Genomic DNA, 15,419 nt, shown 5'->3' on the forward strand with positions numbered 1-15,419 from the left:
AATATGCTGCAAAACTGCACCGTGACAATTAAAAATAATCTCAAATAATTCCGAGTGATGGTTTCTGCAGTTGTAATGATCCCATGAAGTATTAGTAGAAAAATCAAATTAGGTTTCATTCCTGTTTTTAGACATAATCTAAATCATTTTCTTTTTCATTTCGCAAGTAAATTCAACAGTCTATCCAGTTCCTGGCTTTTATGTAATGTTTTTGGGGCAGTAAATCCATATATCAATCCGGTGGTTATTAATTCTTTCCTCAACATTTCAATTTTTTCATGTAATTCTTCCATACTCTCCAATGCAGAATCCCTCAAGTACTTTCTTTTTTAGTTTTGAAACTATTATTACATAAATTAGGATGTTTTTAAATGAAAGGTGAGTATTTACTTATGAAATATTGTTAAGTATTTATTAGTCTGATTTTGGAAAATAATGAGGATTCCTATAACTTCCTTCGAATCTAAGGGTTTCTACAACGATGAAATACAGCCAATTAATGGCGATCTTTTTTTATTCTACTATTTCACCCGCTTCTTTGCGCTTATATATACAGATTGGAAGTTATAAATTTTTAAAAGTTTTTTGTAAAAATAGCCCATGGAAGTCATTTGTAACGATTAAATAAATGATTCGTTAAGAGAACTAGGCTGAAAGACTGTCGTTATATGTAAAAGTTTGTAGGTCTATGTAAATGCAAGAGCGAATCAAAACTCTTTTTGCATTCAATGGGTACCATAAGTCCTGACTAAAAATTCCTAATTGGGAATTTTTTGATTTACACATCTTCATACACCATTAAAAATGGCCTTCTATACTTGAACCAGATTCAAATAATAGGAGGGAAAGATCAATGAATAATGATAGAGCGATGGATGAATTAATTAAGAATTGGAGCGAATTAGGTAAGAATATGGACCGCCGGAACTTTATCCAGGGAGCAAGTAAGCTTGCTGGACTATCATTAGGTCTTGCCCTTGCCCAATCAATGGGCGGGATTGAAGTGAATGCTGCCCCGAAATTCAGTGATTATCCATTTACTCTCGGTGTAGCTTCAGGTGATCCGCTCTCGGATAGTGTAGTTTTATGGACAAGGTTGGCACCTGATCCGTTGAATGGCGGAGGAATGCCAAAAGAAGCCATTTCCGTTAAATGGGAAGTGGCAAAGGATGAGAATTTCAGAAAGATTGTCCAGCAAGGCAAGGAAATAGCCAGGCCGGAACTTGGCCACTCCGTTCATGTGGAAGTAAGCGGGTTAAAACCGGATAAGGTCTATTTTTACCGTTTTAAAAGCGGCGGGGAAGTAAGTCAGACTGGGAAAACGAAAACACTTCCGCCAATAGGTTCAAGTGTTTCGAGCTTGTCATTCGCGTTTGTTTCATGCCAGCAATTTGAGCATGGTTATTATACGGCCTATAAACATTTGGCAAAAGAAGATCTGGATATTGTCTTCCACCTTGGCGATTATATATATGAATATGGACCAAATGAATATGTTTCCTCTACAGGTAATGTCCGTGTACATAGTGGTCCGGAGATCATTACACTTGAAGATTATCGGAATAGATACGCACAATACCGCTCTGATACCCATTTAAAAGCGGCACACGCAGCTTTCCCATGGGTCGTGACTTGGGATGACCATGAAGTTGAAAACAATTATGCAAATGTCATCCCGGAAAAAGGACAATCGGTAGAAGCTTTCATCAAGAGAAGGGCCGCCGCTTATCAGGCTTACTATGAGCATATGCCCCTTCGTAAATCATCTTTGCCTAAGGGAGCGGATATGCGCTTATACCGAAATTTCACATATGGCGACCTGGCCTCTTTCTTTGTATTGGATTCACGTCAATACCGGGATGATCAGGCAAACGGTGATGGAAGTTCACCGCAAACGCCTGAGTCACTTGATCCGAAACGGACATTACTAGGTCCAGAGCAGGAACAGTGGCTAACTGACAATCTATCAAAATCAAAAACGAAGTGGAATGTTCTGCCTCAGCAGATTTTCTTTGCACAACGGAATTATGGAACACCAACCGCTCCAAAATTCAGCATGGATTCCTGGGATGGTTACCCGGCTGCACGCGATCGCTTAATTGATGTAATCAAAAGAAACAACATGGAAAATCTGGTCGTGCTGACCGGTGATGTACATGCAAGCTGGGCCGCCAATTTAAAGGCGGATTTCGATGATCCAAATTCAAAGATTTTCGGTGTGGAGTTTGTCGGCACTTCGATCACATCTGGTGGAAATGGTGCGGATAAGCGTGCGGACACGGATAAAATACTAAGCCAGAATCCGCATATAAAGTTCTTTAATGATTACAGGGGATATGTCCGATGCAAAGTAACACCAGAACATTGGAAGGCGGATTACCGTGTAGTCCCATTCGTGACAGAACCAGGTGCGGATATATCGACAAGAGCATCCTTTGTTTTTGATAAGGATCAAACAGGGCTGCGAAAGGTTGCATCAGCAGCGGTTATGGAAGGTGTACAAAAAACGAACGAAGTCGAGGAAGATCGGACACGTGCCCATAATCGCGCACACGAAAAACAAAGAATGAAAAAGCAGGGGAAAGTGACTAATTGATAGGGAACCTTATGATGCATGACAAAAAATAGCAAAGAAAAATGAGAAGATCAAAGGAGTGAGTAAGAATGCTTTCAAATATAGGAATACCCGGTTTGGTGATCGTCCTCGTGATTGCACTGATTATTTTTGGACCGTCCAAGCTGCCGGAAATAGGCCGTGCATTTGGCCGGACATTGTCCGAATTCAAAAGTGCAACCAAAGGATTGGTGAATGATACAGAAAAAGAAGATGAAAACGAGAATAAAGCCGCATTGAGAGCTGTTAAAAAAGAGGGATGAATTTAATGGGATAGAGCGGGCGGAAAGACTCGCCTGCTCCTTTTCATGAGAAGGGTTCGAGGGGAAGAGCTATTTGCAGCAAATAATATGTTTAAAAAGGAGGAGTGAAAGTGGAGGGGAAGGATTTACACGTTATTGAACATATGGAGGAACTCCGAAGCAGAATCATTAAAACACTGATAGGTTTTCTGGCTTTTTTCATAGTGAGTTTCATATTCGTACAGGATATTTATGAACTGCTCATTAAGGATTTGGAAGGAAAGCTTGCCGTGCTCGGTCCAAGTGAGATCCTGTGGGTTTATATGATTATCGCTGCGGTCTGTGCAATAGCTGCAACGATTCCGCTAGCAGCCTATCAGTTATGGCGCTTTGTGGCTCCAGCGCTGAAACCGGAAGAAAGAAGAGTTACATTTCGGTTCATACCCGGTCTCTTCATTCTATTCATCACCGGTATCTCATTTGGATATTTTGTGTTGTTTCCAATAGTGCTGGGTTTCCTCACTTCCCTATCGGCCGGGCAGTTCGAGATGATGTTCACAGCTGAAAAGTATTTCCGGTTCATGATTAATTTGATCTTACCTTTCGGGATTTTATTCGAGATGCCGCTTGTGGTCATGTTCCTGACCAGATTAGGCATCATCAATCCAACAGTGTTGAAAAAGTCACGTAAGATTTCTTATTTCATCCTGGTTATCATCTCGATCCTGATTACGCCTCCTGATATAATTTCGGACATTTTGGTTATCGTCCCTTTGCTTGTGCTTTATGAAGTGAGTGTACAGCTGTCCAATATGGTTTACCGAAAAAGGCTAATGAAAGATGAGGCAGCCTTACCTGTAACATGAAATGGCTGATCCACAACCTAAGAAACATTTCTTGGGAAATAGTTATTGAACACTAAAAAGTTGAGGGGCATATCCCTCAACTTTTTTTATTGCGGAATAATACTTTTGAAATGATTAGGGGTCATGCTGAATGACATCTTCGAACTAAGTCTGTTGAAGCGAGTATACGATGTGATTATGAAAGGGGGGATTATGTTTTACTCTGTAAAAGCCTTCTCCTTGTCCTGCCTTGGGGAATTTAAATCAAATCATTCATGTAAATCAAAGGTTTTGTCAAGCGTTTAAAGGTATTCATAAGGTACATAAGTTGTACAGAAATACTGCAGTGCCTTAATGATTATGTAGTAAAAAGGAACATCTTCAAGTTTCAATGGGGATGTTTTATTTTATTTTTTAGAAGGAGAGAGGATTCTGGTTAGCGAATTATTGTATTCACTTGAACAGCTAAATGCATTCTCCGTATAATCATTCCAAACTATCGAAAGGGAAAAGGTTCGAATAAAAGGTGAATGTGCATCTATCGTTCAAGTATAAATATATATTTAGGGGGGAAAAAACATTATCAAAATATCGAACAGGATGGTGAGAGTTTATGAAGGATTTATTGAAAATTATTGCAGGAAACATTTCCATGACCTTTGCCTATGCTTATTTAATCGTTCCCAATGAAATTATTAATGGCGGGGTAACTAGCTCGGCATTATTATTGAATGCATTATGGGGTTATAACATTGCCATGCTCGCCAATTTCGTTACAGGATTACTGTTAATCATTTGTTTAGTTTTTCTAGGGAAAGAGTACTTTTTTAAGTCGATCGTAAGTTCCCTTAGCTATATGGTTTTTTTTAATTTTTTTTATTCATTGAACGTTAATTTTGATATGAATATGGTTTTAGTGATTTTCATTTCGTCGATTTTAATAGCGATAGGATATTATTTATGTATAACAGCAAATGCCTCCACTGTTGGCTTTGACGTGATCGCCTTAATTTTACATCACAAAAATGAAAAAATAGATATTGCAGTGACAATAAGGATTATTAATCTTATCGTACTGGTATTGGGCCTTCTTGTTTACGGTTATGCATCGATTGTTAAGGGAATAGCCTTTACATTGTTTTTTTCATACCTTTTAAAGAAAATGCTGGATAGGAAGCAGAAGGCAGTGAAGTCAGCAACGGAAAGTGTATTGGATGAAACCCCAAGGGTTACAGAAGTAAAATAAATAAAATTGCAGACTTAAAGGAGACCGTTTGTTTTACTTGAAAACTTTCATTTTGTTATCTAAATATTCTGATTTTTAAATTGACTTTAAAAAAATCAGAGTGTATTATAACACATAGAAAGTGGTACTAACATCATGACGTAATGATGTTAGATCCGCTTCGAATTTCAAAATAGCCTTAAGGAAGGAGGACTAGTGATAATAGAATCTTAAGTTCATAGCGTCTTACCCTGTGTTGTTTGAAAATGCCATGTTTCCAAGTTCCCACTATCTTTGTGAAAGTTTAAAGGACAGGCAGCTTAAAAGCCTGTTTTTACATTCAAGTAGCGATTATCTTAGTGATTCCCCAAAATATTGAAAGTTGGTGGAGGGTATGAAACATCAACAGGAAGAACTGAAACCAGGTCTGAAACAAAGGCATTTAACGATGATATCTTTGAGTGGTGTCATAGGCGCTGGTTTATTCGTAGGAAGTGGTATCATTATTGGTCAAACGGGCCCCGGGGCGATATTATCATATGTTTTGGCAGGCTTGATCGTTGTTTTAGTCATGAGGATGCTTGGGGAAATGGCCACAGTGAATCCCATTACTGGATCTTTTGCCGTTTACGCAAGAGAGGGGATAGGTGAATGGGCCGGTTTTACAACAGGTTGGTTATATTGGTTCTTTTGGGTTATCGTAATTGCTTTGGAAGCAACGGCTGGAGCAGCAATCATACACAGCTGGCTTCCTTCCGTTCCCGTCTGGGTCATAAGTCTGTCATTGATCATCCTATTGAAAATGACGAATATTTTTTCCGTAAAATCGTTTGGTGAGTTCGAATACTGGTTTTCAATCATTAAGATAATCAGTATCATACTATTTTTGTGCCTTGGTGTGGCAGTGATATTAGGGTTTATCCCAACGATAAAACCACCTGGCGTTTCCAATCTTTTGAATTTTGGCGGTTTTGTTCCAAATGGGCTAAGTTCTGTCCTTGTTGGTGTCGCAATTGTTTTTCATGCATTTGTTGGAGTGGAGATTCCAGCGATTGCCGCGGGTGAAACCAGTGATCCGGTTAAATCAGTTAGAAGTGCATTGAATAGTGTGGTTTGGCGAATCCTGATTTTCTATATTGGGTCCATCGCCATACTAGTGACGCTATTACCATGGAATTCGGCTTCTTTGCTGAAAAGTCCATTTGTTGCCGTACTTGAAATGCTGGGAATCCCTTCTGCTGCCCTGATCATGAATATAGTGATTCTCATTGCATTGCTTTCCTGTTTGAATTCGGGATTATATACGAGTTCACGAATGTTATTTTCCCTTGCACAAAAGGGTGACGCCCCAAAGATATTTTCTAAAGTGAGCAAGAACGGCGTACCAATATTTGCTGTAGTCGGCTCTACTTTATTCGCCTTTATCAGCACCATTTTCAGTTATGTTTCACCTGATAAAATCTTTTTCTTTTTAGTGAATTCCTCGGGCGGAGTCGGAATTCTTGTTTATCTGGCCATTGCGGTTTCCCATCTCCGATTAAGGAAGAGAATGGAGAAAGAAAATCCCGGAATTTTTAAGATCAAGATGTGGTTATTCCCGTATTTGACTTATGCAACCATAATTTCCATGATTTCCGTATTAATATTAATGGCCTTTATCGATTCGCAGCGTCCACAGTTCATCTTTACCATGCTATTTAGCTTGATCGTTATTTGTTCATTCTTTTTCATTCGGCGAAAAAAAGCGAAGTATATGGAGAATGAATTAAATATTGTTTCTGGTTCCCCTAATTCTGAAAAGTTATAGCTTTGGCTCTGAACCATTGGCTTAATTTAAGGTTACTTCTATGGAATTCCTCAGACAAAATTCTTCAATCACTAATCAGCTAGAATATGATTTCCCATTGAAAAAGAGAGTTGTGCCAATAAGTGCTTGGTGCCATCTGTCTTTTAAATCATGAAGGAGGGATTATGTTGAATGGTTTTCGTGTAATAACTTATGGGGTTGTCCTTGGAGTCATATTGCTGTCAGGCTGCAATAATTCAGAAAAACCGGACGAGGTTCAACAAGAAAAAAGTCCAGTCATGAATGAAAATCCGGATGCAAATACGGGTGAAACCAAAAATGAAGAGCTTATTAAAAAAGGTGTCGGCGATGTGATTCAATCCATAAAAGGATTGGAAACAGAAATAAGTACAGAGGCGGATACAAAGAAAATTCAAGAAATGGGAAAGGAAATCAGTTCTGTTTGGGATTCGATAGAAAAGCAAGTGGAAAATGAATACCCAAATTGGTATGAAAGGATCGAGAAAAACCTTTACCCATTAATTGGGGAGTCAGGGAATCCGGAAAAAGATCTTGAAAAGATTAAACGACTCTCTGTAGCTACTAAAAAAGATCTACAGTTATTTTTGGAAGAAGTGAATTGAATTCTCTTTATACCCGGATTTAGCACGTTTGGTGATTTTGGAGGAGGTAAGATGAGGAGGGAGCATAGATTGGAAAGGGCAAAAGAATGCAAAGAGGTTCAGGCAGTGATATTCGATTGGGCAGGAACGACGGTAGATTATGGTTGTTTTGCGCCGGTCCAAGCATTTGTTGAGATATTCAGGATAAGGGGGATAGATATTACCATTAAGGAAGCAAGGGAACCTATGGGTTTATTGAAAATGGATCATATTATGGAACTCCTGAAAATGAAACGAATTTCTAATTCATGGATTGCTAAATTCGGGAAAGAACCGGACGAAAGAGATCTAAATTCATTATATAAGGACTTTGAGGCTTTGCTTTTTAAGGTTCTAAAGGATAACGCCAAGCCAATACCCGGCGTAATTGAATTAGTCGGCCGTTTAAGGCAGCAAGGAATAAAAATCGGTTCGACAACAGGGTATACTCGTGAAATGATTGATGTTGTTAAAGAAGAGGTGAAAAAATGGGGCTATCAACCCGATTCCATCGTTGCGTCTACCGAAGTGCCAACAGGAAGGCCCGCCCCTTGGATGTGCTTTAAGACGGCGATGAATCTCCAAGTGTATCCACTCAGCAAAATCGTTAAAGTGGGAGATACGATCAGTGATATCAAAGAAGGCATTTCTGCGGGAATGTGGACTGTTGCCGTATTGAAAGGCGGCAGTGAAATCGGACTTTCAGAAGCAGAAATCAATGAAATGGAACCTTATGATCTGCAAAAACGGATGAAACATGCAGAAAACCGCTTTTTGAATGCAGGTGCCGATTTCGTAATTGATGAAATAGGTGATTTATTGGAGATCATCGATAGGATCAACTACAGATTGACAGAAAAAAAGGATATATTTATTGGTTAAAAAAGAGTCAAATACATGAGTTAGTGACTATGATGGTCGGTGGTTTAAATTAATTCAAAATATTCAAATTATTTATTGACTGTTACGCCTAATGGTAGTATTATACATCTTATAACTGGTACGGACGTCGCTACGTCATTATCAGAAATAAATATAAATTAAGGAGAATGTGCTATGGTCGAAACAAAAATGTTAAGAGGTACGAAAGTTAAAATGACACCAAGTGAAGCCATCGTTGAGACATTAGTGGCCGAGGGAGTTAAACATATCTCGGGAATTCTGGGATCTGCTTTCATGGATATGCTTGATTTATTGCCAACTGCCGGCATTCGTTTCATTGGTGTCCGCCATGAACAAAGTGCAGCACATATGGAAGATGCCTATTGTCGTGTCTCTGGTGTTGCAGGAGTTGTCATCGGGCAAAACGGACCAGGAATGACGAATATGGTCACCTCTGTTGCAGCGGCCAATCAAGCTCATACTCCAATGGTGGTCATATCACCCTCAGCTGGTACACCTACAGTTGGATGGGATGGTTTCCAGGAATGCGATCAGGTTTCCATCTTCAAGGCAATCACGAAAGAAACGGTTAGAGTGACACACCCAGGCCGGGTCGCTGATTGCCTTAGGACAGCATTTCGGATTGCCTATGCCGAGAGGGGACCGGTTTTATTCGATATCCCGCGTGATTACTTCTATGGCGAAGTGGAAGATCAAATACTTCAGCCACATCAATATCGCGTAGATGAAAGGGGCTGCGGATCTTCTGCATCCTTGGATAGAGCGGCAGAAATTTTAGCAGAAGCTGAGTATCCGGTCATCATTTCCGGTAGGGGAACGGTTGATTCCGATGGCATTGAGGAAATTAAGAATATTGCAGAATATTTAACAGCTCCGGTAGCTGTCTCCTATATGCATAATGATGCATTTCCTGCTGATCATCCATTGTCAGTCGGCCCAATCGGTTACATGGGTTCAAAGGCTGCCATGAATACACTTAAGAAAGCGGACGTCATATTGGCGGTAGGCACAAGATTATCGGTATTTGGAACGCTGCCATGCTATGACATTGATTATTTCCCTAAAGATGCGCAAATCATCCAAATAGATATTAACCCAAGGCAAATAGCGAGGACGCACCCTGTGGAGGTCGGGATCATCGGGGATGCCCGCGAAGCGAGTCGTGAAATCCTGAAACGGTTGAAGGCTAGTAAACCAAACCTAAAACAAGAAAAAGAGCGGATAGTAGAAGTTACGAATGAAAAACAAAAATGGGAAGAAGAATTGGTGAAACTTGCGATGATCGATGGAACCCCGATCAATCCGCGTCGAGCCCTATTGGAATTGACTAAAGTGTTGCCTGAAAATGTCATCGTTACTACAGATATCGGTAATGTATCTTCAACTGCAAACGCTTACTTAAAATTCAATCAGGGACGCAGGCATATCGCTGCGCTAACATTCGGGAATACGGGATTTGCTTACCCATCCGCACTGGGTGCCAAATTAGCTGAGCCGAATACGCCTGTTTTAGCCATTGTTGGAGATGGTGCGTGGGGCATGAGCTTACATGAAGTGAGTACGGCCGTTGAAGAAAACATACCGGTCATAGCATGTGTCTTCAATAATAATGCATGGTGCGCAGAGAAAAAGAATCAAGTCGATTTTTATAATAACCGTTTTGTAGGGGCGGATATCCAAAATCCTGATTTTGCAGAAGTCGCCCGATCAATGGGTGCTGTAGGTATTAGGGTGGAAAAAGCTGACGAGTTAGGCGCTGTCATTGAAAAAGCAATAAAATCAAACAAACCGACTGTCATTGATATACAAGTGGATGGAACACAATTGGCTCCGCCATTTAGAAAAGATGCATTAAAAATGCCTACTAGATTATTAGAAAAATATTCTCATTTAGATTATAAAAACTGGGATAAATAAGAGTGTGAAAAAGGTGATAGGACAGCTGCGGTGACTTGGTGAACTATTTGGGTCATCGCACCATCACCAATTCACTTTAAAAGGTCTGTAACAGCATGGGAACTTAACTTAATGCATTCAATGAAAAATAAGGGGGTTTCAATAGTGAAGATGGAAACTGAAACGAAAGACCTTGTTCAAATGGATAAAGACCATTTATGGCATGCGATGCATCGCTATAATGAGAAGGATGCTCCCATGATGGCTACAGAAGGATCCGGCTCATGGTTCACAGATACTAAAGGGGATAAATATTTAGATGGTGTTTCCGGTTTATGGTGCTTGAACCTTGGTCACGGACGAAAAGAGATTGCCCAGGCAGCCTATGAACAAATGATTAACTTATCTTACTTCCCTTTAACGTTAAGTCATAAGCCGGCAATCGAATTATCTGCAAAAATAAGTGAACATTTAAAGGGCTCTTATACAACTTTTTTTACGAACAGCGGCTCTGAGGCGAATGAGACAGCTTTTAAAATAGCCAGGCAATATCATTCCCAAAATGGCAAGCAGGGTAAATACAAGTTCATCTCAAGGTATAGAGCTTATCATGGCAATACTTTTGGCGCGCTAAGCGCAACTGCACAGGCTAATCGGAGAGTGAAATATGATCCGGCCGTTCCAGGTTTCCTGCATGTGCCGCCACCGTACAGTTATCGAAGCCCGTTTGGGGAAAACGTTGAAAACTCCGATTTGCTTGCAGCTGAATATATCGATCAGGTCATTAACTTTGAAGGAGCTGAGACGGTAGCGGGTGTAATCCTTGAACCAATCATCTCTGGTGGCGGGGTCCTTATTCCTTCAAAAGAATACTTAACGAGGGTTTCGGAAATCTGTAAGAAGCATGATGTTCTATTGATTGTGGATGAAGTGGTTTCAGGTTTTGGAAGAACCGGAAAAATGTTTGGGTTCATGCACTCAGATGGGGTTCAACCGGATATTGTTACGATGGCAAAGGGTTTGACCAGCGGTTATCTTCCACTTGGAGCAACGGCAGTGAATTCCAGGATTTATGAGAAATTCAAAGAGAACGGAAATTTAAATCATTTCAGACATGTGTCAACTTATGGAGGCCATCCTGCATCTTGCGCAGTTGCGCTAAAGAACATTGAAATCTTGGAAAATGAAAACATCGTTCAACGAGTATCTGAACTTAGTGAATCGACACTAAATGAGCTCTTTGAATTGACAGCCCTGGATAAAGTAGGGGAAGTTCGGGGAGTTGGTTTTTTATATGGCATCGAATTAGTGGAAGATAAAAAGGCAAAAACGCCTGTTTCCGATGAGTTCATGGGTAAAATAATCGGGGCATGCAAGGAAAAGGGTCTTATCATCGGCCGTAATGGTGATACGGTTCCTGGATATGGTAATGTACTCATCATCGCACCGCCTTTATCTTCGACCGTTGAAGATTTACGCTTTGTCATAGAAACGGTTAAATCCGTTTTATGTGAATTATGCTAACCAAAAAGATGATGAGCTTTAGGGTGCTATCTATTATATAGAAGAATATGAAGATGGGCATGATATGTCTAGCCGATTTGACATCCATGTCCATTTTTTCATATTAGGTCTAACCGTGTGGGAAAACTGGAGAAACCGAAGTAGGAGGAAATATGCAATCACAACAAAGGTTATTGGTGGTTCTAGCACATCCCGATGATGAGTCATTCCTGTGTGGCGGAACCATTGCTAAAATGTCCGAGCAAGGTGTTCAGATAACTTTACTATGTGCGACAAAAGGCGAAATGGGCAGACGCATGGGAAATCCCATTCTTACAACAAGGGAGACATTGCCAGAACTAAGGGTAGAGGAGTTAAAAAGAGCTTGTGAAGAATTGGGGATCAGTGACCTGCGATTTTTAAACATAAGAGATAAAACGATTGAATTTGAAAGCTTCGATTTATTGGCGACGAGAATCGTAAAGCTGATTCGTGAAGTTCAACCGGAGGCACTAGTTACATTCCATGAGAAATACGGGGGGCATCCAGATCATTGTGCGATTGGCCGTGCTGCAGCATTTGCTTTCTTAAAATCCGGTGATCCCGATTTTTATCCAGATCCAGTATTTCCAGCTTTTAAGGTTCATAGTCTGTACTTTGTCCTTTGGCATGCTTTTTATGATGAATGGTTAAAGGAAAACGGGCTGAGCAGTATCACAGAAGTGAATATAGCAGGGACTTTACAGAAAAAGATCCGTGCCTTAAGGTCACATCGTTCCCAGACTTTAGCGGTTCCTGAATTGTGGGGGAATCAAAATCCAAGTTTGCCTTTTTTAAAGGAATCCGAGTATTTTATCAAAGGGGATTCACTTCCTAATATAGGAGAAAACGATTTTTTTCAAACGATTGAAAGGATGGGATGATACGTAATTTGGGGTATATTTTTATCTGGAAAGGGGGAAGGATGTATGGAATTAGAAAAATATGAGCCACTGGAAGAAACACCTCAGGTGCAGCAAAAACCACTTCAAAATAAGGTGCTTTTGTGGCTAAGCGGTATCGCTTTCACCTTTTTTATTGCCCTTTTAGGCTTGGGGCTGTCCAAGATTTCAGGTTTCAATCGAATCGGTCCTCTTGCATGCTCTATCATCATTGCCGTGATTTATCGTCAAATTGCGGGATATCCAGAAAAGTTCCGGACGGGAATTGAATTTTCCGCTAAAAAACTTTTGCGTTTTGCCATTATTTTATACGGGTTGAAGTTAAATATCGATGTGATTTTCAATCAGGGACTGCCATTGTTGGTACGGGACATTGGGACAGTAACATTTGCCATAGTCGTGATGGTTTTGATTGCAAAGTGGATTAAGGCAGACGCCTCCATTTCCCTCCTTCTTGCTGTAGGAACCGGAATATGCGGTGCAGCAGCCATCGCGGCAATATCACCAATCGTGAAAGCGAAAGAAGAGGATACAGCCATAGGCGTCGGGATAATTGCTTTAATGGGAACACTTTTCTCCATTGCTTATACACTTTTACGTCCGATCCTTCCGCTATCTGCTTTGGATTATGGAATTTGGTCTGGGATCAGTCTACATGAAATCGCCCATGTTGCTCTGGCAGGAGCACCGGCTGGTGAAGATGCGCTAGCGATTGCACTCCTCGCAAAATTGGGCCGTGTCTTTTTACTTATCCCTTTATGTTTCATTTTTATGTATTGGATGAAAAAACGCACATCCGGGAAAATGGGCCATGATGCCAAAATTGATTTTCCTTGGTTCCTCGTCGGTTTTATAATCATGAGTTTAATAGGAAGTTATGTGTTCGGAAGATATATTACGGTGTCTCCTCTCGTAATGGATGGCATTTCCAAAACTACTACATTTATATTGACTATGGCCATGATTGGTCTGGGACTGAATGTAAGCCTGCAGGCACTGCGAACAAAAGCCATGCGTCCCCTTTTAGCCATGACCATTACCTCTTTGCTGCTTTCCATAATATCGTACTTTATCGTTTAATATATAAGCTTTCATTGTGTCCAATTAAATTTGCCTGAAACGTGATGAAGGTTGCATATAGGATAAGCCCTGAATACTTAGAGCTATTCAGGTTTTTTTATTCACTCGAAGAAAACCGGTATATGAACGCTGAAAATTCAACATAATCCTAATTTAAGGAAAAAATTGAACACCGGCATGTTTGAATATTATAACTATTTGGTTTACAATATAAGAACTGATACGAACATTACGATGTCTTTTTCTGTTTGGAGGAAATTTTATGGAGCTAGACTTTAAAAATCCAATCCCTTTACATGCTCAATTGAAAACCATTTTGGAAAATCAGATTTTGGAAGGTTATTATAAAGACAAAATCCCGAGTGAAAGGGAACTGATGGATATGTATTCTGTCAGCAGGAGCACTGTACGGGAAGCCGTATCCATCCTGGTTCGTGAGGGAATATTGGAAAAGAGGCATGGGAAGGGAACGTTCGTTTCCCTTAAACCTGTACAAGAATGGCTTAAGATGATAAGTTTTACGGAAACCACTAAAAGTATGGGGATTAAACTACTAGATCATGGCCGTGTAATGACACCTGAAAATATAGCTGATGCAAATGGGTTTGAGGATGAATCTTACCATATTAAAAGGCTGCGGTTACAGGGTGATGTCCCAATAGCCATTGAATTGCATTATTATTCTTTGGACCTAGGGAAAAAATTGACGAAATTCGATTTAAGTACAACCGTATTGTATGATGCACTTGAAGGAGAATTAAACATTGACTTTTGTGAAGCGGAACAAATCATAACCTGCGGCTTTCCAACAAAAGAAGATGCAGAACATTTAGGTATAGCAGAAACGATGTGCTTGCTGATTACAGAACGAATGATTTTTGATTCTGATGGTAACTTAGTAGAATATTATAAAGGGTTATTCCGATCGGATATGTACTCATTCGCAATGAAAATGTCTCGGAAGAATTGAATTTCACATGAAAAGACCTAAGCCTTTCCAAGAAGCAGAGAGGCTTAGGTCTTTTAGGTTCAAAAATCATTGAGTTAGTTCGGTTTATCTAAGAAATTATATTTAAAATGAAAAAATAGGCATGTTTTAATATAATCTATTGTTTTGATTAACTGATATACCCTTTTTCAAGATATAGTATACCTAAGCTTGCCCAATGTTTTCAGGTGTTTGGTTTTGGAGGGATTGCCATCCTCCAATTTAGCCGAAATAAGCCCAAGTACCACTCCAAGCAACGCACCTGCTCCCACTTCCACAGGCTGATGCCTGAGCAGTTCATTCAATTCCTTCTCACGCTCCACAAACTCAAAGCTCGGAAACTCTCCGGAAAATTTCGCCATATTATCTTCAAGATCATTCACTAGCTTGGCAATTTCGCCTGTATGGCGCCGAATCCCCTGAGCATCATACATCACAATCACGCCAAACACTGTCGCAAGCGCTGTTTCCGTATGCAGCCAGCCTTTATTCGCTGCCACATAGGATGCCAGAGCGGACACACCGGCCGAGTGCGAACTAGGCATGCCACCAGTGGTGAAAGCCTGCTTCAAGTCCCACTTTCCGGTCAGCTTATAATGCGTTAAAATTTTCAGCCCTTGCGCAATGCCGATCGCCGACAGCGCCGTTAAAATTCCCCGATTCATCTTTTCCATGAGCAACTCCTCCGCTCCAGACTAGTCCAACCCAATCCAGGATTTTTTCTTCCCTCTTTT

General features: G+C 40.3%; 14 protein-coding genes. 12 read left to right on the top strand and 2 right to left on the bottom strand.

Annotated elements, in window-relative coordinates:
* Positions 1–155: 155 nt before the first annotated feature.
* Positions 156–293 carry an aspartyl-phosphate phosphatase Spo0E family protein gene (locus ACIQ0C_RS16320; RefSeq protein ID WP_402841160.1) on the bottom strand — a complete coding sequence of 46 codons (138 nt, stop codon included), beginning with the start codon at positions 291–293 and terminating at the stop codon, positions 156–158.
* Between the two features lie 560 nt (positions 294–853).
* Here ACIQ0C_RS16320 and ACIQ0C_RS16325 point away from each other — a divergent pair.
* From ACIQ0C_RS16325 to ACIQ0C_RS16380, 12 genes are all read left to right on the top strand, one after another.
* On the top strand, positions 854–2,596 hold the full coding sequence (locus ACIQ0C_RS16325) for an alkaline phosphatase D family protein (RefSeq protein ID WP_403061769.1): 1,743 nt from the start codon (positions 854–856) through the stop codon (positions 2,594–2,596).
* 68 nt (positions 2,597–2,664) lie between these two features.
* Positions 2,665–2,877 (top strand): twin-arginine translocase TatA/TatE family subunit, encoded by a 213-nt coding sequence (locus ACIQ0C_RS16330; protein ID WP_096338675.1) that lies wholly within the window; start codon positions 2,665–2,667, stop codon positions 2,875–2,877.
* Positions 2,878–2,987: 110 nt separating this feature from the next.
* The gene (gene tatC / locus ACIQ0C_RS16335; protein WP_403061772.1) at positions 2,988–3,722 is read left to right on the top strand and encodes a twin-arginine translocase subunit TatC; all 735 of its coding nucleotides are present in this window, start codon (positions 2,988–2,990) and stop codon (positions 3,720–3,722) included.
* A gap of 592 nt (positions 3,723–4,314) precedes the next feature.
* Positions 4,315–4,947, top strand: a complete 633-nt coding sequence (locus ACIQ0C_RS16340; protein ID WP_403061775.1) for a YitT family protein — start codon at positions 4,315–4,317, stop codon at positions 4,945–4,947.
* A 373-nt stretch (positions 4,948–5,320) separates the two neighbouring features.
* On the top strand, positions 5,321–6,733 hold the full coding sequence (locus ACIQ0C_RS16345) for an amino acid permease (RefSeq protein WP_403061778.1): 1,413 nt from the start codon (positions 5,321–5,323) through the stop codon (positions 6,731–6,733).
* A 164-nt stretch (positions 6,734–6,897) separates the two neighbouring features.
* Positions 6,898–7,356: a hypothetical protein gene (locus ACIQ0C_RS16350; RefSeq protein ID WP_403061781.1), complete on the top strand. Its 459-nt coding sequence runs from the start codon at positions 6,898–6,900 to the stop codon at positions 7,354–7,356.
* A gap of 69 nt (positions 7,357–7,425) precedes the next feature.
* The gene (gene phnX, locus ACIQ0C_RS16355) at positions 7,426–8,256 is read left to right on the top strand and encodes a phosphonoacetaldehyde hydrolase (RefSeq protein WP_403061784.1); all 831 of its coding nucleotides are present in this window, start codon (positions 7,426–7,428) and stop codon (positions 8,254–8,256) included.
* Positions 8,257–8,430: 174 nt separating this feature from the next.
* On the top strand, positions 8,431–10,194 hold the full coding sequence (gene xsc, locus ACIQ0C_RS16360; RefSeq protein WP_403061787.1) for a sulfoacetaldehyde acetyltransferase: 1,764 nt from the start codon (positions 8,431–8,433) through the stop codon (positions 10,192–10,194).
* A 150-nt stretch (positions 10,195–10,344) separates the two neighbouring features.
* A complete protein-coding gene (locus ACIQ0C_RS16365; RefSeq protein ID WP_403062086.1) occupies positions 10,345–11,697 on the top strand; it encodes an aminotransferase in 1,353 nt (450 codons plus the stop codon).
* 152 nt (positions 11,698–11,849) lie between these two features.
* Positions 11,850–12,599: a PIG-L family deacetylase gene (locus ACIQ0C_RS16370; protein WP_403061790.1), complete on the top strand. Its 750-nt coding sequence runs from the start codon at positions 11,850–11,852 to the stop codon at positions 12,597–12,599.
* Between the two features lie 45 nt (positions 12,600–12,644).
* Positions 12,645–13,697, top strand: a complete 1,053-nt coding sequence (locus ACIQ0C_RS16375) for a YeiH family protein (protein WP_402841003.1) — start codon at positions 12,645–12,647, stop codon at positions 13,695–13,697.
* Positions 13,698–13,959: 262 nt separating this feature from the next.
* Complete coding sequence (locus tag ACIQ0C_RS16380) at positions 13,960–14,667, top strand: GntR family transcriptional regulator (protein WP_034312712.1); 708 nt, start codon at positions 13,960–13,962, stop codon at positions 14,665–14,667.
* A gap of 167 nt (positions 14,668–14,834) precedes the next feature.
* On the opposite strand, the gene ACIQ0C_RS16385 is transcribed toward ACIQ0C_RS16380, so the two are convergent.
* Positions 14,835–15,359, bottom strand: coding sequence for a divergent PAP2 family protein (locus tag ACIQ0C_RS16385; RefSeq protein ID WP_403061795.1), 525 nt, complete (start codon positions 15,357–15,359; stop codon positions 14,835–14,837).
* Positions 15,360–15,419: the final 60 nt, after the last annotated feature.

This window comes from Peribacillus sp. NPDC096448, assembly GCF_044762675.1.
GTDB lineage: Bacteria > Bacillota > Bacilli > Bacillales > DSM-1321 > Peribacillus > Peribacillus frigoritolerans_B.